Annotated in this window: 21 protein-coding genes; 8 read left to right on the top strand and 13 right to left on the bottom strand. The window is 63.5% G+C overall.

The window, feature by feature from the left end; all coding sequences use genetic code 11:
- Window positions 1-2: 2 nt before the first annotated feature.
- The 3 genes from pheS to rpmI all read right to left on the bottom strand — a co-directional run bounded on the left by pheS (window position 3) and on the right by rpmI (window position 1,845).
- Complete coding sequence (pheS, locus tag ACQY4Y_RS06275) at window positions 3-1,073, bottom strand: phenylalanine--tRNA ligase subunit alpha (RefSeq protein WP_428489692.1); 1,071 nt, start codon at window positions 1,071-1,073, stop codon at window positions 3-5.
- A 197-nt stretch (window positions 1,074-1,270) separates the two neighbouring features.
- A complete protein-coding gene (rplT, locus tag ACQY4Y_RS06270; protein WP_428489691.1) occupies window positions 1,271-1,627 on the bottom strand; it encodes a 50S ribosomal protein L20 in 357 nt (118 codons plus the stop codon).
- Between the two features lie 14 nt (window positions 1,628-1,641).
- Complete coding sequence (gene rpmI, locus ACQY4Y_RS06265) at window positions 1,642-1,845, bottom strand: 50S ribosomal protein L35 (protein WP_428489690.1); 204 nt, start codon at window positions 1,843-1,845, stop codon at window positions 1,642-1,644.
- Window positions 1,846-2,537: 692 nt separating this feature from the next.
- On the opposite strand from rpmI, the gene ACQY4Y_RS06260 reads away from it, so the two are divergent.
- From ACQY4Y_RS06260 to ACQY4Y_RS06250, 3 genes are all read left to right on the top strand, one after another.
- On the top strand, window positions 2,538-2,969 hold the full coding sequence (locus ACQY4Y_RS06260; protein WP_428489689.1) for a MarR family winged helix-turn-helix transcriptional regulator: 432 nt from the start codon (window positions 2,538-2,540) through the stop codon (window positions 2,967-2,969).
- A 168-nt stretch (window positions 2,970-3,137) separates the two neighbouring features.
- A complete protein-coding gene (locus ACQY4Y_RS06255) occupies window positions 3,138-3,842 on the top strand; it encodes a ribonuclease activity regulator RraA (RefSeq protein WP_428489688.1) in 705 nt (234 codons plus the stop codon).
- Between the two features lie 216 nt (window positions 3,843-4,058).
- A complete protein-coding gene (locus ACQY4Y_RS06250) occupies window positions 4,059-5,993 on the top strand; it encodes a glycosyltransferase (RefSeq protein WP_428489687.1) in 1,935 nt (644 codons plus the stop codon).
- On the opposite strand, the gene ACQY4Y_RS06245 is transcribed toward ACQY4Y_RS06250, so the two are convergent.
- From ACQY4Y_RS06245 to ACQY4Y_RS06210, 8 genes are all read right to left on the bottom strand, one after another.
- Window positions 5,990-7,309 carry an aminotransferase class I/II-fold pyridoxal phosphate-dependent enzyme gene (locus tag ACQY4Y_RS06245; RefSeq protein WP_428489686.1) on the bottom strand — a complete coding sequence of 440 codons (1,320 nt, stop codon included), beginning with the start codon at window positions 7,307-7,309 and terminating at the stop codon, window positions 5,990-5,992. The genes ACQY4Y_RS06250 and ACQY4Y_RS06245 overlap by 4 nt on opposite strands.
- Before the next feature lie 151 nt (window positions 7,310-7,460).
- Complete coding sequence (locus ACQY4Y_RS06240; RefSeq protein ID WP_428489685.1) at window positions 7,461-7,835, bottom strand: hypothetical protein; 375 nt, start codon at window positions 7,833-7,835, stop codon at window positions 7,461-7,463.
- 354 nt (window positions 7,836-8,189) lie between these two features.
- Window positions 8,190-10,103, bottom strand: a complete 1,914-nt coding sequence (locus ACQY4Y_RS06235) for an HAD-IIIA family hydrolase (RefSeq protein WP_428489684.1) — start codon at window positions 10,101-10,103, stop codon at window positions 8,190-8,192.
- Complete coding sequence (locus ACQY4Y_RS06230) at window positions 10,100-10,225, bottom strand: hypothetical protein (RefSeq protein ID WP_428489683.1); 126 nt, start codon at window positions 10,223-10,225, stop codon at window positions 10,100-10,102. Before ACQY4Y_RS06230 ends, ACQY4Y_RS06235 begins: the two co-directional genes overlap by 4 nt.
- A gap of 129 nt (window positions 10,226-10,354) precedes the next feature.
- Window positions 10,355-10,666 (bottom strand): cytochrome o ubiquinol oxidase subunit IV, encoded by a 312-nt coding sequence (locus ACQY4Y_RS06225; RefSeq protein WP_428489682.1) that lies wholly within the window; start codon window positions 10,664-10,666, stop codon window positions 10,355-10,357.
- The gene (locus tag ACQY4Y_RS06220; protein ID WP_428489681.1) at window positions 10,666-11,304 is read right to left on the bottom strand and encodes a cytochrome c oxidase subunit 3; all 639 of its coding nucleotides are present in this window, start codon (window positions 11,302-11,304) and stop codon (window positions 10,666-10,668) included. The genes ACQY4Y_RS06225 and ACQY4Y_RS06220 overlap by 1 nt, the downstream gene beginning before the upstream one ends.
- Window positions 11,301-13,337 carry a cbb3-type cytochrome c oxidase subunit I gene (locus tag ACQY4Y_RS06215; protein WP_428490744.1) on the bottom strand — a complete coding sequence of 679 codons (2,037 nt, stop codon included), beginning with the start codon at window positions 13,335-13,337 and terminating at the stop codon, window positions 11,301-11,303. Before ACQY4Y_RS06215 ends, ACQY4Y_RS06220 begins: the two co-directional genes overlap by 4 nt.
- Before the next feature lie 37 nt (window positions 13,338-13,374).
- Complete coding sequence (locus tag ACQY4Y_RS06210) at window positions 13,375-14,373, bottom strand: cytochrome ubiquinol oxidase subunit II (protein WP_428489680.1); 999 nt, start codon at window positions 14,371-14,373, stop codon at window positions 13,375-13,377.
- 475 nt (window positions 14,374-14,848) lie between these two features.
- Between ACQY4Y_RS06210 and ACQY4Y_RS06205 the strand changes: the two genes are divergently transcribed.
- Together ACQY4Y_RS06205 and ACQY4Y_RS06200 are read left to right on the top strand one after the other, a co-directional pair.
- Window positions 14,849-15,841, top strand: coding sequence for an SDR family oxidoreductase (locus tag ACQY4Y_RS06205; RefSeq protein WP_428489679.1), 993 nt, complete (start codon window positions 14,849-14,851; stop codon window positions 15,839-15,841).
- Between the two features lie 92 nt (window positions 15,842-15,933).
- Window positions 15,934-17,721, top strand: a complete 1,788-nt coding sequence (locus ACQY4Y_RS06200) for a glycoside hydrolase family 15 protein (protein ID WP_428489678.1) — start codon at window positions 15,934-15,936, stop codon at window positions 17,719-17,721.
- A 25-nt stretch (window positions 17,722-17,746) separates the two neighbouring features.
- Here ACQY4Y_RS06200 and ACQY4Y_RS06195 read toward each other — a convergent pair whose 3' ends face one another.
- Window positions 17,747-19,189, bottom strand: coding sequence for a protein adenylyltransferase SelO (locus tag ACQY4Y_RS06195; protein WP_428489677.1), 1,443 nt, complete (start codon window positions 19,187-19,189; stop codon window positions 17,747-17,749).
- A 54-nt stretch (window positions 19,190-19,243) separates the two neighbouring features.
- Here ACQY4Y_RS06195 and ACQY4Y_RS06190 point away from each other — a divergent pair, with 54 nt between their 5' ends.
- Both ACQY4Y_RS06190 and ACQY4Y_RS06185 read left to right on the top strand, forming a co-directional pair.
- Complete coding sequence (locus ACQY4Y_RS06190; RefSeq protein WP_428489676.1) at window positions 19,244-20,230, top strand: LLM class flavin-dependent oxidoreductase; 987 nt, start codon at window positions 19,244-19,246, stop codon at window positions 20,228-20,230.
- A 260-nt stretch (window positions 20,231-20,490) separates the two neighbouring features.
- Window positions 20,491-20,865 carry an LLM class flavin-dependent oxidoreductase gene (locus ACQY4Y_RS06185; RefSeq protein WP_428489675.1) on the top strand — a complete coding sequence of 125 codons (375 nt, stop codon included), beginning with the start codon at window positions 20,491-20,493 and terminating at the stop codon, window positions 20,863-20,865.
- A gap of 612 nt (window positions 20,866-21,477) precedes the next feature.
- On the opposite strand, the gene ACQY4Y_RS06180 is transcribed toward ACQY4Y_RS06185, so the two are convergent.
- Window positions 21,478-21,987, bottom strand: coding sequence for a hypothetical protein (locus ACQY4Y_RS06180; RefSeq protein ID WP_428489674.1), 510 nt, complete (start codon window positions 21,985-21,987; stop codon window positions 21,478-21,480).
- 392 nt (window positions 21,988-22,379) lie between these two features.
- On the opposite strand from ACQY4Y_RS06180, the gene ACQY4Y_RS06175 reads away from it, so the two are divergent.
- A complete protein-coding gene (locus ACQY4Y_RS06175) occupies window positions 22,380-23,297 on the top strand; it encodes an IS1 family transposase (RefSeq protein WP_428489673.1) in 918 nt (305 codons plus the stop codon).
- Window positions 23,298-23,401: the final 104 nt, after the last annotated feature.

The following is a 23,401-nucleotide window of genomic DNA, read 5'->3' as shown; positions in this document are numbered from 1 at the left end:
GCTCACACCCCTTCGTGCAGCATGGTCGGGGCCAGCGGGTTGAAGCCGTAATGGCGTAGCCAGCGCAGGTCGGATTCGTAGAACGGCCGCAGATCGGCGATGCCGTGCTTCAGCATGGTGATGCGTTCGACGCCCATGCCCCAGGCGAAGCCCTGCCATTGGCGCGGGTCGATGCCGCAATTGGCCAGCACGCGGGGATGCACCATGCCGCTGCCCAGGATCTCCAGCCAGTCGCCGCCGCGGCCGAGTTCCCCGGTCTTGCGGTTCCAGCCTATATCGACCTCCATCGAAGGTTCGGTGAACGGGAAATACGAAGACCGGAACCGCACCGGCAGGTCGGAGATCGCGAAGAAGGTGCGCAGGAAGTCGATCAGGCAGCCTTTCAGGTGGCCCAGCGTCATCTGCCGGTCGATCACTAGCCCCTCGCACTGGTGAAACATTGGCGAGTGGGTGGCGTCATGGTCGGCGCGATAGGTGCGGCCGGTGACGATGACGCGGATCGGCGGGGCTTTGGCCAGCATGGTGCGGATCTGGCCCGGCGAGGTGTGGGTGCGCAGCACCATCGGGGTCTCGCTGCCGGCGCGCGGCGGCAAATAGAAGGTGTCATGGTCGGCCCGCGCGGGATGGTGGGCAGGGATGTTCAGGGCGCCGAAGTTGAACCAGTCGGTTTCGGCGTCCGGCCCGTCCACCACGGTGCAGCCCATGGCGCCGAAGATCGCCGCGATCTCTTCCATGGTGCGGGCGATCGGGTGGATCAGGCCGGACTGGTTGGGCTTCGGCGGCAGTGTCGGGTCGATCCGTTCGGACAGCAGGCGGGCGTCCAGCGCGGCGTCTTCCAGTTGCGCCTTGCGCGCCTCGATCGCCGCGGTCAGCCCATCCTTCAGCCGGTTCAGGGCGGCGCCGCGGTCCTTGCGCTGTTCCGGTGGCGTTTTGCCAAGGTCGCGCAACATCGAGGTCAGGCTGCCGTTGCGGCCCAGCACGGCGATGCGCACCGCGTCCCAGGCGCGCAGATCGGCAGCGCCGGCGAGGGCTGCGTCGGTTCGGGTCGTCAGGGTTTCAAGATCGTCGTTCATCCCAGATCGTCATTCATGCCAGATCGTCATTCATGCCAGATCGTCATTCATGCCAGAGGTCATTCATGCCAGATCGTCATTCATGATCGAGTCCCGGGCGAGCGGAACGCCGCCCTCGTCGGGCGGTCCGCGACCAAGATTGCAGCCTCCAAGATCGCGGCTCTCCTTTTGGGGAGGGCCGAGGCTCAGAACCGGGGTCAGCCCAGGGCGGCCTGAACCTTCTGCACGATCGCGGCGAAGGATTCCGCATCGTCGTAGGCGATGGCGGCCAGCACCTTGCGGTCCATCTCGATCCCGGCCTTCTTCAGGCCGTCGATAAATCGGCTGTAGGTCAGACCGTGCTCACGCACCGCGGCATTGATGCGCTGGATCCACAGCCCGCGAAATTCGCGCTTCTTCACCCGGCGATCGCGGTAGGCGTATTGCAGCGACTTCTCCAGCCGCTCACGGGCGATGCGATAATTGGTCGATGACCGGCCGACGAAGCCCTTGGATTGTTCCAGAACCTTCTTGTGGCGGGCGTGAGTGGTGGTACCCCGTTTGACACGTGCCATGTGCTGCTACTCCGTCAGCCGAGACCGTAGGGGGCCCATTGTTTGACGGTCAGGCCGTCCGCATGGGTCAACACCTGGCTGCCGCGGTTCTGCCGCTTGGCTTTCTGCGAGCGGTTGATCAGGCCGTGGCGCTTGTTGCCGGGTCCGGCGAGCACCTTGCCGGTCGCGGTGATCTTGAACCGCTTCTTGACCGACGACTTGGTCTTCATCTTGGGCATTTTGGTCTCCTTATGGCTTGGCGCCCGCCCTACTCAGCGCGGATATCCGCGCGCGCGCAGTCGTTGGGCAAGCAATCGCGGCCGGGCATGCCCTTCCAGGCCCGGTCTCGCAGACAGGGGCGGGGATATAGCGAGGCTTGTATCACCAGGCAAGCGCGGATCGCGCCACCCGTGATAGACGACCCCGATACCGGACAGCGTCAAGACCGGACAGCGCCAAGCGGAACCGGTTGGGCCGGCTCGGTCGCGGTGGGCCATGCTTCGGGGATTTTGCGCGAGGTGTCAGTCCAGGCTCCCGCCAAGCGTATGTCCTTGCGTCGAATACTCGTAACAGTTGTGCGCTTCTTTTAAGAACACGGCCAGCGCGCCGATCACCAGATGGTTCGGAGTATTGTACTGCTCATAGTATCAATCACGCTGGACTCACGACGCCTCCGAGCCTTTGATGCCATGATGGTGGCACCTTCTCGATCAAGCAAAATCAGCCGGAGAAGTCATGGCCTTAATGGCATGGCCGTTGTTTCCGCGTTCCATCACCGATGGCGGAAATGTGCGCGTAGCGGCCTGATCTCGGTTGTTGCCCGGTGACTTCTACGCCATGATTGTGGCGGGATGCGAGGTGGTTTCAAGTGAAAGAACCAGTTGACGTAGATAAGACCCCTCGCGCCGGGGATTTTCGGCTTGAAGATTTCTTGCCTTACCGCTTGGCCGTGGCCGCCGAATCGGTCTCTCACCTGATGCTCCGCCAGCACCTTGCGCGGTCCGACCTGGCGATGCCGGAATGGCGCCTGCTTGCCGCGGTCGGCCGCTTCGGCGTGCTGTCGCCGACCGCCGCCGGAGAACGAACGTCGATGGACAAGGTCAAGGTCAGCCGCGCCGCCGCAAGCCTGGTGGCACGCGGGCTGATGCGACAAGGCGCCGACCCCGACGATGGCCGCGGCCGTCTGTTGCGGTTGACGCGGAAGGGTTCGACGGTGTTCTCAGGCGTCGCCTCGACCGCCAGCGACATCGAAACCGCGCTCGCGTCCGGCCTGACCCGGACTGAGTGGAACGCCCTGCACAAGGCTTTGAGCAAGCTTGCCGCGCACACCCAGTCGATGCTGGTGGATGCGTCCAACGAATGATGACGATTGACCGCCGATAGCCACCGACCGCGCGCGAAATCGCGTCCCGTGGATCCCGCCCCGGCGGCCAGATCTTGCGCGGACCGGCCCCAGATCTTGCGCGGAGCGGCCAATGACGGGCCAATACGATGCGCAATTCGCCGCCAACCAGCAGATCGGACCGCTTGCATGACCATCGACCCCACGACGCTGGCCGCCCTTTCCGGGGTTTCCACCGCCACAATCACGACGGTGCTGCTGAAAAAAGGTCTCCGCAATGTGTGGATGCGCGGAACCAGGCCGATCCGGGCCGGCCAGCCCCGCGTCGTCGGCGCCGCCTTCACGCTACGTTTCGTGCCCGCGCGAGAGGATCTGGCGACGCCGGAATCCTGGTCATCACCGATCTCGACGCGCGCTGCGATCGAAGCCATGCCGCTTGGCTGCATCACCGTCGTGGATGCCATGGGCGTCACCGATGCCGGCATTTTCGGCGATATCCTGTGTGCGCGGATGGCGAAGCGAGGCGTCGCCGGCCTGGTCACCGATGGCGTGGTGCGTGATCTCGCCGGCGTACTGGCAACCGGGCTGCCGGTGTGGTGCCAGGGTGCGGCGGCGCCTGCCTCGGTGACTGGCCTGACTTTCGTCAACTGGCAGCAACCGATCGGCTGCGGCGGCGTTGCGGTGTTCCCCGACGACGTCGTCATGGTCGATGACGATGGCGCGGTCGTGATCCCGAACAAACTGGTGGCCGAGGTCGCCGCCGTCGCGGCCGATCAAGAACGGCTGGAAGAATGGATCATGACCGAGGTCAACCAAGGCGCATCGCTTCCCGGCCTGTATCCGCCAAACGCCGAGAATAGAGCCCGCTACGAGGCCTGGGCAAAGAACCGATAGGTCACGCCCGGTCGTCCGAAAGCTGGGGACGCGCAGGTCAGGTGCGCGAGCCGGCCACGCGCGATTCCGCCAATCCCGGCGCAACGCCAGATTGACACGACAAACCGTCGATACACGGTCCGTCTACTCACAGTGATGTCATGATGCGCATGCGATCGTTCGCGCCTATCCAGCGTCTTTTGTAACGCGCCTTTCCGGTGCACCGAAGAGCCAGTCTTGCCCGATTTGATCGCCGAAAACCAATCCTTGATCGATACGGCGCCACGGATCGACCGTTCCGCGGCGACTGGGCCGGGACCCGCCGGGGGCAATGTCTTGCGGCACCTGGTTCCGCGCGCCTGGGCACCGGCGCGACGCAGCCTGTCCGGGGCCGCGTCGCGCCTGCCACCCGGCGTGCGCAACCGGCTTCGCCGGCTGCTCAGGCTCGGGCGTCCCGACATGGGCGACATCGAGCGCGAGTATGCAAAGTGGATCGCGCAGTATGACTGCATCGATGATTCAATCCGACGCTCGATTGGCGCCGACATTGCCCGGATGCCCGATCCGCCACTGATTTCGGTGCTGATGCCGGTGTTCAATCCGCCACCCACGCACCTGTCGGAGGCAATCCGCTCGGTTCAGGATCAATTGTATCCGCGGTGGGAGCTGTGCATCGCCGACGATGCCTCCACCGATGCGGCGGTGGTCGAACTGCTGCGTACGGTCAGCGAACGCGATCATCGGATCAAGCTGGTGCGGCGGGACCGCAACGGTCACATCTCGGCCGCCTCCAACTCCGCGCTGCGACTTGCGACCGGACCGTTCGTGGCCCTGCTGGATCATGACGACCTGCTGCCGGTGCATGCGCTCTATCAGGTCGCGACCACCATCCTGGCCCATCCCGATGTCGATATCGTCTATTCCGATGAAGATCATATCGATGACGAGGGGCACCGATCACATCCCTATTTCAAGCCCGACTGGAACCCGGACCTGATGCTGGGGCAGAACCTGATCAGCCATTTTGGCGTCTATCGAAGGAAGCTGGTCGAACGTATCGGCGGCTTCAGGATCGGGTTCGAGGGCAGCCAGGACTACGACCTGGCGCTGAGGATGGTGGCCGAGACCCGGCGCGAACGCATCCGGCATATCCCCAAGGTGCTGTATCACTGGCGACAGGGGGCCGGTGATCCGACGTTTTCCGAGGCCTCGCATCAGCGCTGCGTCGATAATGGCCGCCGCGCGGTGCAGCAGTTCCTTGGCCGCGATCACCCGAAGGCGCGGGCCGAAGCCACCACGTTCGTCGCCGGATGGACCCGCGTCGTTTACCCGGTGCCGGATCCGGCGCCGCTGGTATCGGTGGTCCTGTCCGCCACGGTTTCGGGCGGCATCGTGGCCAGTTGCATCGAACATCTGCTGACCCGGACCGATTATCCGGCGCTGGAAATCCTGACCGCGGCTGACGACACCGGCGCTTCACCCGAGGTGGCCGCGTCCGACCACCGGGTTCGGCGCATCGTGGGCCGCTCCCCGCACTGGACCAACCAGGTCGCCGAAGCGGCTCGCGGATCGCTGCTGCTGCTGCTTGACCCCGGCCTGGTTCCAAGCGACGCTGGCTGGCTGCAAGAGATGGTGTCCCAAGCGGTTCGCCCCGCGATCGGAGCGGTCGGTGCCAAGCTGCTGTCAACTCGCGGCACCGTTCGCCATGCCGGCCTCGTTCTCGGCGGCCGAAACCTTGCCTTCACACCGTTCCTGGGCCGGCGCCGCGCCCAGGACGGCTATTTCGGACATTTGCAGATTGCCCGTGAGGTCACCGCGGTGAGCGGGCAGTGCCTGATGGTGCGGCGGGCGGCGTTTCTGGCAGTCGGTGGGCTGGATGAGGTCCTGGCGCAGAGCGCGTTCAGCGACGTCGATCTGTGCCTGAAGCTCGCCGGGAGCGGGTGGCGCACGGTCTGGACGCCGTATGCGGAGCTCTGCGTTGGCGCCGAGGCGCCGCGACAGCGGACCGGATTTGAGCAGGCCGTTGCCCGCATGCGGCAGCGCTGGGGTGACCGGCTGGACGCGGATTGCTTCTGGAGCCCCAACCTGTCGTTCAATCCCAGTGACATCGGGCTGGCATTTCCGCCGTCGTCCGCGGTCGGCTGCGTCGCTCCGGCAGGTGCAATCCGTTAGCCGGTTCCGCGGCGCGCCGCGGTTTGCTGTTCGATCGCCGCCAGCAGAATGCACAGTGCAATGCCTTCCGACGCGATGGTGACGTCCGCCAGCGACGGGAAGGTCGGCGCGAGGCGCAGGTTGCTGTCGTGCGGATCATGGCCGAACGGCCAGGTGGATCCGGCCGCCGTCAGCGCCAGCCCAGCATCCCTGGCCAGCGCGACGACCGTTTTAGCGGTGCCGGGAACCGCGTCCAGGCTGATGAAGTAGCCTCCATCGGGCCGCGCCCAATTTGCTGCCCCGGTGCCGGCCAGGCGCTGATCCAGCGCCGCCTCGACCGCCTTGAACTTCGGCGCCAGCAGGGCGCGATGGCGGTCCATGTGCCGCATCAGGCCGTCCGGATCGCGCAGGAACCGCACGTGGCGCAACTGGTTCAGCTTGTCCGAACCGATGGTGCGCTTGAACGCGCGCGCCATGAACCAGGCAAGATTGGTGGGAGAGGAGGCGAAAAACGCCAGGCCGGCGCCGGCCAGCGTGATCTTCGAGGTCGACCCGAAGACGAACGCTCGGTCCGGGTTTCCCGCCGCCGCGCAGGCATCGAGGATGGGGGTGATTTCGCGCCGTTGCCCGGTCAGATGGTGCACCGCATAGGCATTATCCCAGAACAGCCGAAAGTCGGCGGCGCCGGTGCGCATCGCGGCGAGCCGGCGGATGGTGTCGTCGGAATAGCTCTCACCCGTTGGATTGGAGTATTTCGGCACGCACCACATGGCTCTGACGCTGGGGTCGGCGGCCAGCGCCTCGACCGCGTCCATGTCCGGGCCGTGGCCGGTCAACGCGACCGGCAGCATGTGGATGCCGTATTCCTCACACAGCGCGAAGTGGCGATCGTAGCCGGGAACCGGGCAGATGAACGCCGGCGCCGCATTGTCCCCTGGCGCATTGTCCCCTGGCGCATTGCCCCAGGCGGCCGTGCCGCCGGGGACGCCTTTCAGCAGCGCCCAGACGATGCAGTCGTGCATCACGGCCAGGCTGGAATTGTCGGCGACGAAGATCTGCTCCGCCGGCGCACCCAGCATCGGGGCAAACAGCGCGCGCGCCTCGGGCAGACCTTGCAGCACGCCGTAGTTGCGCGCGTCGTCGCCGGCCTCGGCAAAGTAGTCGCGGTTGCCCGGCAGGGTGAGCATCTCGGTCGCGAGGTCGAGTTGGTCCGGCGCCGGCTTGCCGCGCGTCATGTCGAGGCGCAGGCCGCGGCCCCGGAAGGCGTCGTATTCGGCACGTGCCTGGCTGCGCAAGGCATGTAGCTCGGCATTTGATAAATCGGCGATTCGGGTCATTCCGGACCTCCTGCATGGCCGTCGATCTACTTCGAAACACGCCGCCGATAAGTGTTACGCCGCCGACGCGGCCATGCGTTTGCGCGGCAGGCGTTCGCGATCGATGCTCCGGCGTGGATCGTCACGCGGCCGGGGATCGGGCGCCGGACCATCAGGCGCCGCGTTTGCGAACCGGCGCAAGCGGCTGCATCCCGAATGCCGCCGGCAGGTTGGTCGTCGTCGATCCTGGTCCGGGCGGCGTTTTCGCCTTGGCCCGCGCCTGTCCCGATTGCGTGGCCGGCGCGGCGTCGGGTCCGGCGTCGGCGATTTCGGTTTCCAGCACCGCGGTCAGGTTTGGGGTGATGCCATTGCCCAGAATGTCGCCCGACAGGTCCAGGTCGTCCCCAATCACCACGGGGATCGCGACCGCCTCGGCGAAACCCGCTTCGGCCAAAGCATGGCTGGGGTCCTCGCCGTCCTTGACTAGTACCGCGCGGATCGACACCCGGTTGAACGCCGGCAGTCGGTCCATCGGATTATCACTCATGCACCCTACCTTATTGATCGAGCCGCGTTGTCCGGTGCCCGATTGCCCATTCCGCGATTACCCGGCGACATCGCCAAACCCCGCAAGGCCGATTGTCGCATGCCTGGTTGCAAAAGCGTCATTGCAAACCTCCCGCCGCAAAACCCCTTCTGCAGCGTTCACTTAATGTTCTTAGCCTAATCGAAAACATTTGGCAAGGATTATGTTGTCGTGATCTGGTCGCCGCCGCGAAAACGGCGGTTCCGCCTGACGGCACGCGGGCCGGCCGGCGCACCTCAAGTCCGGCGAGCGCGATCACCTTTTGCTCGCTGCCGCTCCCAGGCAGGTCCGTCCGCAACGGTCTACGGCTGGTGATCAAGCAAGTTTCCTTCCCGGCGACGCGGCGCCAAGCAATCCGTCCAGGCAGATTCTGTGTGCCGCCGCGTCACCCAGCCGGACCAGGGTATCGTGCTCGCAGGCTTCGGATTCGCGCAGACCCACGCCGGACCCGCGTCGCGCCGCCTCGTGCCGGACCCTGGCTAGGCGCGTGGCCTCGGCGGCGTCAATCTGGATGGTTCGGTCGGCCCGGCCGGTTCGTCTGGCCAGTTCCAGCGCCATGACACCATCCCAGATCACCGTTGCGCCGCGCGGCAGCACCAGTCCCGGCCCGCTCCATTCCGAGCGCCTGAAACGCCTGGCGTAGGCTGGGGGTTCAAGCTCGACGGGCGCGGCGTGCCGTCGGCCGGCGCGGTCCACCGCATCGATCAGCAGGTCGATTCGGTAACCGCCCCAGACGCCCAGCTTGCTCGGGGCGTCCGTACTGGCCCAACCGTCGAGATGAACCACCACCACGGGCTGCCCGCGTTGGCGCAGTTCGCGCGACAGCATGGCGGCCACTGTGGATTTTCCCGACCGCGCCAGCCCGCCGACGAACCAGTCTTCGCCCGGCCGAATTGCCGCCAATAACGCCGCCCCGGCCTCCGCGATCCGGCGATAGTCATCCAGTATGAACCCGACGGCGGCGGGGAAATCCGGCTGGGTAAAGCCCGGCTCGAAGCGATGGCGCTCGTCCAGCCCGCCATTGCCGCTCAGCACCAGGATGGCGGAAACGCCGGCCGCGTCGGCGGCGCCGAGGTCGGCTGTGCTGTCGCCGATGAACCAGCTTGCCGCCAGATCGAGGTTCAGCTCGCTCGCCGCCCGCAGCACCAGCCCCGGCGCCGGCTTGCGGCAGTCGCAGACGATCTTCAGCGCCGCGACCTCGCCTGGAACGCCGGCGTCGGGATGGTGGGGGCAATGGTAGTATCGATCGAAATAGGCGCCATCAACAGCGAGCTCGGTGTCCAACCGAGCATGGATGCGACGCAGAGCGGCCTCGTCCGCCTGCCCGCGTGCCAGCACCGGCTGGTTGGTGACCACCGCCGTCCGCCATTCCGCCCGGTTCAGCCGACGCAGCGCCGCGCCGACGCCGGGGAAGACCTCAAGCCCCTCGGCCCGATGCAGATGGCTGACATCTCGGTTCAGCGTGCCGTCGCGATCGATCAGCACGCCGGGCCTGGGCTGAGCCAACCCGGCGCGGCTGACGGCGCCGTCGGCGAAGGCGCGACGCACCTTGTCGAGCCGCGCCGGCGTTCCGGCATCCTCGATGTATTCCGGTGATGCATAGCCGCGCAGCCGAGCTCCGGCGGACAACATGCGGGGGAACAGATCCTTGGCGAAATCCAGCGGCGGATCGGCATTGCGCCAGACCGCCAGCGCGTCGCGGCGCAGGATATAGAGTGCGGCGTCCACCAGGTTTGGCAGCCACGCCCCGGGTGGGTGCGGAGGGGGATGGAAGCGGAGAATGTTACCCGCGCTGTCCTGCTCGACCAGGTCGCAGTCCCGCGGATGATCGTTCGGCTGCACCAGCAGCGACCCGGCGGCGGCGGGATCGGCCGCGTGCCAGTCCCAGAACCGCGCTAGATCCACATCCAGCATGGTATCGCCGTACAGCACTGCGAACTCCACCGCGAGGTCGGGCAGCGCCGCCAGCACCTCCGCGGCCGTGCCCCCGTCATCCAGCAGCCTGACCCGGATCGGCGGCCGTTGCGGTCCGGCCAGCCAGTCACGGACCTGATTGGCGCCATGACCGACCAGCAGCACGACGTCGTCGAAGCCGTGCCTGGCCAGCAGCCGCAACTGGTTTCCCAGCAGCGGTGTTCCACCCACATCTGCCAATGATTTCGGCAGGTCGCCGAGCACGCTTCGCCGGCCAGTGCCCTTGCCGTCAGCCAGTATGATTGCCTGTTTCAACGTCCCACGTCCTGGCCGGCAATTTCTTGGATGCCGCGTGACAGGATCTCGCCACGGGCACATGGCCGAGGGATCAGATTGGTCGCCAGCAACCTAGCCGCGCCGGTCAGCAAACGGGTCATGTCACCTCCACGAAGTGGTAACGGCGTCGGTCGTTCGGCTGTTTAGCCGGTCCTGGCGGTTTGCGCACCCCGCAATCAAGCCCCATCGGGCTGGCCGGTCGCGATCGCGCCCTTCAACGGGCAAGCCGGTCACATCATCCGGGCATACTGATTGCTGATGATCCAAATCGTTCCACCAACCATAAGCAACACGATCAGGCTAGAAAACAGGATCAGCTGCAGGTCGTCACGCTTCGATTTCGACAGGTCGATATGGAGAAAGAAAGCGAAATGCGCAACGATCTGCAAAACCGCGGCAATCGCAATGATCCAAAGAAGCGTCAGACGAGGAACCACATGCCACGCCACGCATGCGAACGGCGCGACCGACAGTGTAAGCGCAGACCCGATGCCCACAATGTAGGCGCGAAGTTCACTCGGATAGTCATCGTCCTTGCTCATCACGCAAGACCCTGAAGATATACCACCGAGAAGATGCCTACCCAGATGATGTCCAGGAAATGCCAGAACAGGCCAAGCCGCAGGATGCGTATCTTCACCGCACGATCGCAGCCGAACACCTGCACCTGGACCATCATGACAACGATCCAGACTATGCCCAAGGTCACATGCAGTCCGTGCGTGCCGACCAACGCGAAGAAAGCGGAGTCGAAACCACTGCGCTCAGGTGCACCGCCGTTGTGGATCATGCTGATGAAATCGTGGATCTCGAGCCCCAGGAAGATCATGCCAAGCCCAAGGGTCACCGCCAGCCAGGACAAAAGCACCCCGCGGCGATGCCCATACTTCATCGCCAGTGACGCCATGCCGAAGCTGAAGCTGCTCAGAAGCAGCGCCGCGGTCTCCATGGCGGCGCTCTTGATATCGAACAGCACATTCGCTCCGGGACTGCCGGCCAAGCGGCCCAGCATCGTCCCGTAGGTGGCGAACAGCAGTGCGAACAGCACCAGATCGGTCATCAGGAACACCCAGAAGCCGAACACGATCTCCTCGGCTTCCGCATGCGCCGCGGGATCGGTTCGTCCCAGATTAAGTCCCGGATGCTTGCGCTCGTCGGCGCTGGCCTGCGAAGCGCTCATGCCGCTGAAGGCTCCGCCAGGCCGTGATTGGCGGGCGCCAGCTCATCGTCGCGTGAGACCGGGGGCGCCTGCCTGGCGGCTCGAAGCCAGCGTTCCTGCTCACGCTGTACTTCGTCTGCCGGAATGATACGCTTGGTGTCGCGAACGAAACTGCGGGCGATAACGGTGCCGATGATGACCAGGAGACCGAAGCTCACCAGCCACCAGATATGCCAGACCAAGGCAAAGCCGCAGGCCGCGCCCGCGGCGCCGATAACCGGGCCAACCATGGTGTTCCGCGGCAGTACGATATCTTGATAGGCTTCAGGGGCGGCATAGGCTGAACCGTCCAACTTGCTTGCCATGAACGCGTCGAGACCACGCACGATCGGCAGCACCGCAAAATTATATTCCGGAGGAGGTGAGGATGTCGCCCACTCGAGGCTGCGCCCGTTCCAGGGATCGCCAAGGCCAACCCGGTTGCTGTTGCGCTGCCGCACGCTGACCCAGAGTTGCATACCCAGGGTCACCAGTGCGCACATGATCAACACCGCGCCGAACGCTGCCGCGATCGTGTATGGCAGGTAGCTCGCCTGAAAATACTGATCCATCCGACGCGGCATACCGAGTGCTCCGAGCGCATAGAGCGGCATGAATGCGAACAAAAACCCGAACAGCCAAAAGAAAAACGAGATCCGACCCAACCTCTCATTGAGGCGAAAGCCAAATGCCTTCGGGAACCAGAAATGATAGCCCGCCAGCATGCCGAACAGCAGGCCCGGTATCAGCATGTTGTGGAAATGAGCCACCAGGAACAGCGTGTTGTGGACCTGGTAGTCGACGCCCGGATTGGCCAGCAAGATGCCGGTCAAGCCGCCAAGCGCGAACAGCATGATGAACGCCAGCGAGTATAGCATCGGCACCGTGAAGCGGATGCGGCCCCGGAACATGGTCAGCATCCAGTCGTAGATCTTAACCCCTGTTGGGATGCCGATCAGCATGGTCGCAACACCGAACACGGCGTTCACATTGGCGCTTTGCCCCATCGTAAAGAAATGGTGCAGCCACACCATGAACGACAGAACCGCAATGGTCATTGTCGCGCACACCAGCGAGATATATCCGTATAGTTTTTTACTTGAGAAGGTTGAGAACACCTCGGAGTAGACGCCGAAAGGTGGCAGAATCAGGATATAAACCTCGGGATGGCCGAACAGCCAGAACAGATTGGCGTAGTTCATCATGTTGCCGCCAAGGTCATTGGTGAAGAAGTGCATCCCCAGGTAGCGGTCGAGCGCCAGCAGGGCCGTCACTACCGTAAGCGCAGGCATCGCAAAGATCATCAGGATGCTGGTGCATAGCGCGGTCCAGCAGAACAGCGGCATGCGGAACAGATCCATTCCGGGCGCACGTTTCTTGTATATCGTGACCGCGAAGTTGATCCCGGTCAGGGTGCTGCCGATCGAACCCAACGTGACCGCCCAGATCCAATAGTCCGGCCCGACGCCTGGACTGAACGCAAGCTCGGTGTAGGGCGGATAGCCGCTCCAGCCGCCGGTCGAGAACCGGCCGATACACAGCGACGCCATCATCAGTCCGGCGCCCGCCGCGGTAAGCCCGAGACTGATCGAATTCAGCATAGGAAACGAAACGTCGCGGGCACCGATCTGCAACGGCATGACGTAGTTGATCAAGCCGGTCAGGAACGGCATCGCCATGAAGAATATCATGATCGTGCCGTGCGTGGTGAACAACTGCGAGAAGTGGTCCGGCGGCAGATAACCAGGCGAATCGTACGACACCGCCTGCTGAGCGCGCATCATGCAGGCTTCGATCACCGCGCGCGACAGCATGACCAATGACAAGACCACATACATGATGCCAATGCGCTTGTGGTCGACGCTGGTCAGCCACTCCGACCATAGCTTGCGCCACAATCCAAAGACAGTGATCAGAATTGTCGTTGTAATGGCGCCGATCACCACGAGCGACGCTGCCGCGGTCGCGATCGCGCTATAGAACGGAAACGCGTCATACGACAGCTTGCCGAACAAAACGTACCACCAATCGATTCCCTGCACGGCGGTCCCCTTAGTGCTGGCCCGGCACCGCCGCCTGGGCGTCGGCATGTTGGTATTTGTCGACGATCGAGCGGAAGAACGCGTCCGGCACGTCTGAAAACGCCAGCGTCGCCGCTTGACCGATACCGAAATCGGACCTGGCCTTGGCGACGGTTCCATGCTGAGAAAGGGTGCTGTAGGCGGCGGCGTCGAGCCTCTTGCCGCTTTTTGCCAGCCCGCTGCACCAAGCCGCGAAGTCCTGCGGCGACATTACCGACACGGTGAACGACTGATTCATGAAGCCCATGCCGTTGAACTGAGTGTTTTCGCCGAGCAGTTGTCCGGGCCGATCCGCCATCAGGTTCAGGCGGGTGACCATCCCCGCCATTGCGTAAATCTGACTACCAAGAGCCGGGATCAGAAAGGACTGCATCGTCGCGTCGCTGGTCAGGCTGAAACTGATCGGCCGATCCTGCGGCAGGGCCAGCATGCCGACCGTCGCGATATGCTGGTCCGGGTAGATGAAAAGCCATTTCCAGTCTAGCCCGACCACGTCCACCCTGAGCGGCGGCTGGGTCGACGGTAACGCGGCGTACGGATCGAACTTCGTCTCGTCTTCAATGATGACATACGCCAGGACCGCAACGATCGCGATCGGAACCCCCCAGACGAGGAATTCCAGCGGCCAAGAGAAACTCCAATCCGGCCGATACGCGGCAGCTTTGTTCCGCCGCCGGTATCGCCATGCGAACAGCGGGACCAGGATGAAGACCGGAAGGACAACGATCATCATCAAACCGGTGATCTCGAACAGCCAGCGCCTTTGAGCAGCCGCCACAATCCCGTGCGGATCGAGGAAGCTGGTTCCATCCCGGGCGCAGCCACTGAGCCATAAGATGACTCCCGAGGTGAAAAGCACGCGCCCGATCTCTCGCGCATGGCTTCGTCTGAGCGGCGCGCCAGACGACGCAGGCACCGAAAGCTGCTGCCGGTGACCACTTTGCTGCAGTCGATGCGTCGTCGGCTTCAACGTCTTCCTCGCCCCCTGCAAGCCCAATCACCACTTCCTGACCGAGCCGTGCGGTCATCCGTCCCGAGTCTGTCGTTCAATGCGACCAACAAACGCAATCAGCAAGTCACTAGCGCGAACCGCACGTGACTTACGTTTGAACTATTTCGTCAAACCGATATTGAGAACACCAGCCACTCAACCCGCTGTGCCGTTCTGCTAAACGGCACAGCGGTAACGGCGCTGACCCCGAGCTGTTAACTTTTCATAATAGGACAACGTGGGTTTGATCCGAGGGTTGAATGACGCGCTCATTAAAATATCATAGTAATTAGGCGAGCGTGGCGTGGCGCTCCCACCTGCTACGTGAGCGTTTTGTACCTCTCCGTCCGCTGACCGCGTCCATCAACAATATCGCCGATCGCCGCTCAGCCCTCATCACGGCGCTCGATAGTACCGATGCCCCACATTGTCCAATTTCGAAGGAAGCGAAGCGATGCAGAAAGTGGTCGTTGTCACAGGTGCCGGCGCCGGCGTAGGCCGAGCAACCGCTGAGGAGTTCGCACGCCAGGGATACGACGTGGCGCTGCTGTCGCGCGACACCGACAGGCTGCACCGGGCCGCCGACGAAATAAGCCGCCACGGAATCCGTGCCCTGCCAATCTCGACCGACGTCGCCGACGCCGACGCGGTAGAGGCGGCCGCCACGAAGGTCGAGACCGAACTCGGCCCGATCGACGTCTGGGTCAATGTCGCAATGGCGACGGTGTTCGCTCCGGTCAGCCAGCTGACGGCAAAAGAAGTGGAGCGTGGCACCCGGGTCACCTATCTGGGCCAGGTGCACGGCATGATGGCGGCGCTGTCTCGGATGCGCGTCCGCAATCGCGGCACCATCGTCAACGTTGGTTCGGCGCTGGCCTACCGGTCCGTCCCGCTACAGTCGATCTATTGCGGGGCCAAGGCGGCAATCCGTGGCTTCACCGACAGCCTGCGCTCCGAGATCATCCATGACGGACTCGACATCCATATTTCCATGGTCGATTTGCCGGCCGTCAACACGCCGCAGTTCAACTGGGCGTTGAACAAGATGGGACGGCGCGCCAAGCCGGTTGCGCCGATCTATCAACCCGAAGTACCGGCACGCGCGATCTTCTTCGCGGCCACGCATCGCCGGCGTGACGTCTGGGTTGGCTACCCGACGGTACAGGCGATCCTCGCCAATCGTATCGCTCCGGGCCTGATCGACAAGTATTTGGCCAGTGCTGGCTACTCCGGCCAATTGTCGCACGAGCCAACTGGACCGGACGCCCCGGCGAATCTTTTCGAGCCTGTTCCGGGTCCCTACGGCGCGCACGGGCGTTTCGACGAGAGGGCTCGTTCGGGAAGCTGGGAGATGTTCACCGACCGACACCGCAGCGCGTTCTTCGCCGCGGCGGCTATCGGTCTTGTTGCGACACTACATCAAATAGCCAAACGGCTCAATGTTTGATGACGGCCCAACGGCACAGCGCCCCCATCTGATGTCGGGCCACAGCGGCGCCGAATGAACACCGGACAAACATAGTGAACGGACCAGCCGTCATGAGTGGCCAAATCGAAGACTACGCCATGGTCGGCGACCAACAGACGGCGGCGCTCATCAACCGCGACGGTTCGGTTGCTTGGCTGTGCTGGCCACGGTTCGACGACGACGCCTGCTTCGCCGCGCTACTCGGAACACCCGAAAACGGCTGCTGGCGCATGGCGCCGCTTGCCGAGGTGCAGTCCACCACACGACGGTACCAGACCGACACCTTGGTCCTCGAAACCGACATCGAGACCGCGCATGGGGCCGTCCGCCTCATCGACTTCATGCCACCGCGGCGGACGTTCTCGTCGCTGGTGCGTATCGTCGTTGGGCTGCGCGGCAGCGTCCACATGCGGTCCGATGTCCGCATGCGCTTCGACTACGGCTCGCTGCCGCCCTGGTGCGAAGCGACAAACGACGGCGCGATCGCCCGGATCGGTCCCGATCTGGTGGCATTGCGCGCGTCGGTGCCGATCAAGGTGGAACAGCAATGCCAGGAGTCGGAGTTCACCGTGGAACCCGGTGACCGCGCCTGCTTCGTGCTGAGCTACGGCCCCGCGTCGCAGCCGGCGCCGGAACCGATCGACCCCGAGGTGGCGCTGACCGCGACACAGGCGCACTGGCGCGACTGGATCGGCCAGTTCGACGAAACCAGAACGAAATGGCCGGCCGAGGTCAAGCGCTCGCTGATCACCCTGAAGGCGATGATATACCAGCCCAGCGGTGGCCTCGTCGCCGCCCCCACTACCTCGCTGCCAGAGGCGCCGGGCGGAGACATGAACTGGGACTACCGATACTGCTGGCTGCGCGACGCAACGTTCACCGTCGGTACCCTGCTCAACGCCGGCTTCCACCACGAGGCGGAGGCTTGGCGCGATTGGCTGTTGCGCGCCATCGCCGGGTCGCCGGCGCGCATGCGGATCATGTACCGGGTCGATGGCGCGCGCCACTTGAACGAGTGGACTGTCGATACGCTGCCCGGCTACCGCTACGCCAGCCCGGTGCGGGTCGGCAACGCCGCCTCAACGCAGCACCAGGTCGACGTCTATGGCGAGGTGCTCGACTGCCTCAGCCTGGCTCGTAAAGGCGGCCTCGCCGTCTCCGCACAAGAGAAGATCGCGCAGATCAAGATTATTGAGCATCTGGAGAAGGTTTGGGACACTCCGGGTTCCGGCTTATGGGAGTCTCGCGCGCAACCGCGCCGACACACCTACTCCCAGGTGATGGCGTGGGTCGGCGTCGACCGCGTGCTGCAGTTCCTGCGATCCGACGAGGGTCGGGCCGATGCGGATCCGGCAACCGTGGCGCGCCTGGCGACGCTGCGCCAGACGATCCACGACACGGTGTATCACCAGGGCTGGAACGAGGGTCTCGGAACTCTCACTCAGTATTTCGGCGGACAGGAGTTGGACGCAAGCCTGCTGCTGCTGCCGCTCGTCGGTTTTCTGCCGGCCGACGAACCACGCATGGCGGCCACCATCGAGGCAATCCGTCGCGAACTCACCGAGGGCGGCCTGGTGCGACGCATGAAATCTCAGCCCGGCAAGACCGAAGAGGGCGCTTTCCTCGCCTGCTCCTGCTGGATGGCCGACTGCCTGTCGTTACAAGGTCGGCACGATGAGGCGGTCGAACAGTTCGGCCGTGTCCTGGATCTGTGCAACGACGTCGGGCTGCTGTCGGAGGAATACGATGTTCCGGCCAAACACTTGGCGGGCAATTTTCCCCAGGCTCTCACCCACCTCGCCGTCGTCAATACGGCGCTCGGACTATCCGGTCGCGTGCTTCGTCGTGGCGCCGGCTAAATAGCCGCAACATGTCCCAACCGCCTCACGTTCCGCAGAAAGTCTGCAGCACGCGTTCCTCCTGCTGCGGCGGACGGGTATACTGTTCCAGTGCCGGGTCGTCCCGGTAAGGCTGCGACAGCACGCCCAGCAACGTCTCGAACGGCCCGAAATCGTCCCGCTCGACAGCCGCGCTCAGCGCCGCCTCGACGACATGGTTGCGTGGGATAACCGCCGGGTTCACCGCCCGCATCGCCGCACCCGGATCGACCTCCCGCGCCAGTCTGGCCCGCCACCGCCGCACCCAGCCGTCATACCCGGCGCCATCCCCGAACCGCACCGCCGCATCTGCCGCGCCACTGTCGGCCGCGTCACACAGCCGACGGAACGTTTGAGTAAAGTCAGCTGCGTCCGCCGCCATCAGCCGCAACAGGTCCTGAGTCAGGTCATCGTCGCCCTCTTGTTCGCCGGAAAGCCCGATCTTGCGCCGCAGGCCGCCGAAATACGCCGCTTCGAATTGCCCCGCGAAGGCCTGCAAAGAATGCTTCGCCGTGTCCTCGTTGTTGTCAAGCAACGGCAGCAGGCACTCCGCCAGCCGGGTCAGGTTCCACAGCGCGATCCTGGGCTGGTTGCCATACGCATAGCGGCCCTGATGATCGATCGAACTGAACACCGTGCCCAGATCATAGGCATCCATGAAGGCGCAAGGGCCATAATCGATCGTTTCACCTGAAACCGAGCAGTTGTCGGTGTTCATCACGCCGTGGATGAAGCCGACCAGCAGCCATTGCGCCACCAGCGCAGCCTGCCGCGCGACCACCCCGTCCAGCAATGCCCGGTATGGCTCCGGGCCGAGCGCGGCATCGGGGTAATGCCTGGCGATCGCGTAATCGGCCAGCCGGCGCACCCCGTCCTGATCACCTCGGGCGGCAAGATACTGGAACGTGCCAACCCGGATATGGCTCGCGGCAACCCGCGTCAGCACCGCACCGGGCAACCTGGTCTCGCGCCACACCGTCTCTCCCGTGGTCACCGCGGCCAGTGCCCGAGTGCTGGGAATCCCCAACCCAGCCATCGCCTCGCTGATCAGGTATTCGCGCAGCACCGGGCCCAACGCAGCGCGCCCGTCGCCGCGGCGGGAAAACGGCGTCGGCCCCGACCCTTTCAACTGGATGTCGCGGCGCACCCCGTCGGGCCCAACCACCTCTCCCAGCAAATTGGCGCGGCCGTCGCCAAGCTGCGGCACGAAATGGCCGAACTGGTGCCCGGCATAGGCCAGCGCGATCGGCTCCGCGCCTTCCGGAATCCGGTTGCCGGCCAGCACCGCCACACCCTCCGAAGTCGCCAACTCGCCCGCATCGAGCCCCAGTTGCTCGGCCAGCGCGCGGTTCAGCCGAACCAGCGCCGGCGCCGCCACCGGCGTCGGGTCGATGCGCGCGTAAAGCCGGTCCGGCAGGCGCGCATAGCTGTTGTCGAATGAGATATGCATATTTCGACCCTACCGCGATATTCTGTCAGGCGCATCCCGCACCATGTTGTGCACATGGTTCCCTTGTCCGTACTCGACCTCTCCCCGATTCCCGAGGGCAGCGACGCCGGCCAGGCGTTGCGCAACTCAATCGACCTCGCCCGTCACGTCGAAACCCTGGGCTTTCGGCGTTACTGGATGGCCGAGCACCACAACATGGCGGGAATCGCCAGCGCGGCGACCTCGGTGGCACTGGCCCATGTCGCGGTGGCGACCCGCAACATCCGGGTCGGGGCCGGCGGCATCATGCTGCCTAACCACGCGCCACTGCTGATCGCAGAGCAGTTCGGCACCCTGGCCGCGCTGCATCCCGGCCGCATCGACCTTGGGCTGGGGCGCGCGCCTGGTTCGGATCAGCTAGCGGCGCGGGCGATGCGGCGCAACCTGGCGGCCGACGTGAACCAGTTTCCCTCCGACGTGGTGGAACTGATGCACTATTTCCGCCCCGCCGAACCGGGCCAGCCGCTACGTGCGGTGCCCGGCGCTGGCGAGGACGTCGCGGTCTGGATCCTTGGCTCCAGCACGTTCGGCGCGCAGTTAGCGGCGCATCTTGGCCTGCCGTACGCCTTCGCCTCGCATTTCGCGCCGGATGAGATGAGGGATGCGGCTGTCATCTACCGCGATCGGTTCCGACCGTCGCCGCATCTAGCCGCGCCGCACCTCATGCTTGGGGTGAATGTGTTTGCGGCCGACACCGATGCCGAGGCGCGGTTGCTGTTTTCCTCATTGCAGCAGGCGTTCCTGAACCTGCGCCGCGGCCGGCCGGGCAAACTACCGGCCCCGGTCGACGACTTCGAGGCCGGGGTCGATCGCTACGGCCTGGCGATGTTGGCCGACTCCCTGGCGTGTTCTGTGGTCGGTGGGCCGGAAACCGTGCGCGATGGCCTGCGCGCGTTCGCCGCCTCCACGGGCGCCGACGAACTCATGGTCGCCACGCAGATCTTCGATCCCGGCGCACGCAAGCGTTCATTCGAGATCCTGGCACAGGCTGCCGAGGCCTGAGCTCGTCGAGCTGAAAAACATCGCGATGCGTGGACCGGTCATGGGAACCCCGGGACACCCCGTTGACGCGCACGCACCAAACGGAGAATGCCATGCAGATCGACCACGCATCAGGGTTTTCCCCCGCTCGGCGCAGCTAGCTGAAATGGACTGGAGCACTGGCGGGTGCGACCGGCGTTGGCCTGACCACTGCCCATGCGCAACCCGCCGCGGCCGTAACCGCGGCTGGCGCACGTGAAGTCGGCGGCCTGCGCAAGGGCATGTTCAGCTACATGCTCGCCAGCGAGGAGTTTCCCACCGCCGAGCTGGTCAAACTCGGGGCCCACGCCTCGCGCGTCAGCTTCCAGGCGCTGTCCACCAGCGACCACATGCAGCCCTGGCAGTCCAACGAGGGCCATGTTGGACAGGCATGGGTCAACATGGGGGCGCTCGGCGCCCAGGCGCGTGGCTGGATGGGCACGACCGTCACTTGCCCGACGATGCGCTACAACCCCGCGGTGGTGGCCGAGGCGTTTGCGACGCTGACTCACCTCTACCCCGGTCGGATCTTTCTGGGAGTCGGATCGGGCGAGGCGCTGAACGAGCAGGCGGCACCGGAAACTGGCCGAAATGGCAGGAACGCTGGGACCGGCTGATCGAAGCCATCACTGTCATCCGCCAACTCTGGTCGGTAGTGTCTCAGTTTGAATAAAATCCCAACGGTACTTGCTCGCGGTTAAGCCGACCGCGTGCTACGATGCACTTATGCAAACTTTCAGGCTTTCGACTATTCTGGATACCAAGAACGGCCCGGTGGATCATGAGTGACACGACGTATCACGTGTTCCAGGATGGCGCCGGCCTTTACAGAGTGCGCATCACCCGGCTGGGCCAGTTCATCCAGGAAGCCGAGGGTTTTTCGTCCCAAACCGACGCCGAGGCTTGGGTCAAGCAAGCCGTCCGCCTTGGGGCTATCAGAGCTGGGCGCCAAGATCCGACTGCTAGACCGCATTTTCGGGTTGTATGAGCATATGACTCGCACTCCCAAACGTCCTCGCGACCCGAACCAGCTTGCGAAGCTGATCGTCGACCTAGCGACTGGGCAGGCAACGGAGCCTGTGCCGAAAGATGACGGCAAAGACGCTGCTGCCGTATCACTGGGCAGGCGTGGTGGTTTGAAGGGCGGAGAAGCGCGGGCTAATGCGCTTTCGCAGGAGCGGCGGTCTGAGATCGCGAAAAAGGCGGCTGCAACACGATGGCAGAAATAACTAGGCTACGTCCTTTGCAGCATTATGCGGGGGATAATAACTGACCGCTGGGCATGCCAGATCCAAGGGCCAATAACCGGAGCCTGGGATTGTCGTTATTTCCATTTTTGCACGCCAGAGCTTTGTTTTCAGATTGGACGTCTCATTGGATCCGCCGACGTGGCGGCCCTTCTCGTGGAAACTGTCGAGTATTTCGTGAGCTTGCATCGGGCGCCCGTGCTTTATAAGCATCTCCTTTACAAAGGACACGAATTCATGTTGCCGCATACCCTTCGGAGCTGGGTTTTCCGCTGTAATACGAGCTGTGATACCAGACACTGTTCCAGAAAAAGATGCCTCATTCGTTGGGGATGATTGTATTTGATTAGGGTCCAGGCTGGTGGTGTCTACACCTGCACCAGCGTATTTCCTATAAAGCGTTACAAACGTGTCTATCTGTTTTAACTCTTCCAGGATTTCCCTCCTCCTGGAAAGCGCCCTTTCGATCGCTTTGTCACCTTCTTCAGACATCTCACTCTATCCTGGCATTTCAGAAGAGATAGTATACCTCGAACCTCAACGCGGCGCCATCTCAAACGTGACCAACGAATCTCGCATCACAGATGTTGCACAGACGGCTGAGTGTGCTATGACGGGACTGCGCACGCGATTCGCGCTGATTGTGAGAGAAGATGCTGAGAAGATCGGGCTCGCCGATTCCCTGATCACCGAATCGGTAAGGCCCTGAAAACCGAAGAACCGCCCAAGACCTCGCACGGTCAAGAACGGTTCGTGGTGGTCCACGAAACCCAGACGCCCAACTAGCGACGGTGCATAGCACCGTCGCGCTTGCTTGGGAACTCCTATTTTGAAAATGAAGCTTATGCTTGACCGGTCGAGCATGGACGTATTAGTATTGGGCCATGAACAAGCTTCCTCGCCCCAAGCGCGTCGAGATCATCAAGCTTCTGGTCGAGGGAATGAGCCTTCGCGCTATCACTCGCACAACTGGCGTAAGCATCAACACAGTCACCTCATTGCTAGTGACAGCGGGCAAGGCTTGTTCGGAATATCAGGATAGGGCGTTCCGCAATCTGACCTGCCGCCGCGTCCAGATCGACGAAATTTGGGCTTTTTGTTACGCCAAGGCAAAGCAGGTGGAAACCGCCAAGGCCGCACCCGACCAGGCCGGTGATCTTTGGACGTTTGTTGCGATCGACGCCGACACGAAGCTGGTCCCGTCTTGGATGGTTGGGAGCCGCGATGCAGAGACCGCCAGGACCTTCATTTATGATTTAGAGGCGCGTATCTCCACGCGCATCCAACTGACCTCAGATGGCTACCGGCCATACATTACCGCCGTCATGGGCGCGTTCGAGGAAGTCGATTATGGGATGCTTGTGAAGCATTACGCTACGCCGCACGGGGAAGCTCAGGCTGCTCGGAGGTATTCCCCGACTGAATGCGTAGGCGCCACCAAGGAACTCATTTCGGGCAATCCAAACAAAGCACACATCAGCACTAGCCATGTTGAACGACAGAACTTGACAATGCGAATGCACATGCGCCGGTTCACGCGGCTGACCAACGCTTTCAGCAAGAAGGCCGAGAACCACGCTCACGCGGTAGCGCTCCACTTCATGCACTACAATTTCTGCAAGATTCACATGACGCTGAAATGCACACCAGCCATGAAGGCCAATGTCGTGCATGAGCTTTGGGACGTGGTTGATATCGTTCGCGTGATCGAAAGTTGGGTCGGGCAAATCGCCATTTCGCTGGGAAATCCAACGAGACGGTTGCGCTTCTGTTCTACATTCTTCCGACGAAACGTTCGATAGCATGTACTCAGCCTATGTGGTCGGTCAGGCACAGCTGTTGGACTACGTTATCAGCATGTCAACACCGGGCGCGACGCCAGAATAAGGCCATCGCGTTACTCCTA

It is taken from the genome of Rhodopila sp. (assembly GCF_965277165.1).
In the GTDB taxonomy this organism is placed as follows: domain Bacteria; phylum Pseudomonadota; class Alphaproteobacteria; order Acetobacterales; family Acetobacteraceae; genus Rhodopila.
Note: the sequence above shows the minus strand (reverse complement) of the source record. Positions and strands in the feature narration are given on the sequence as shown.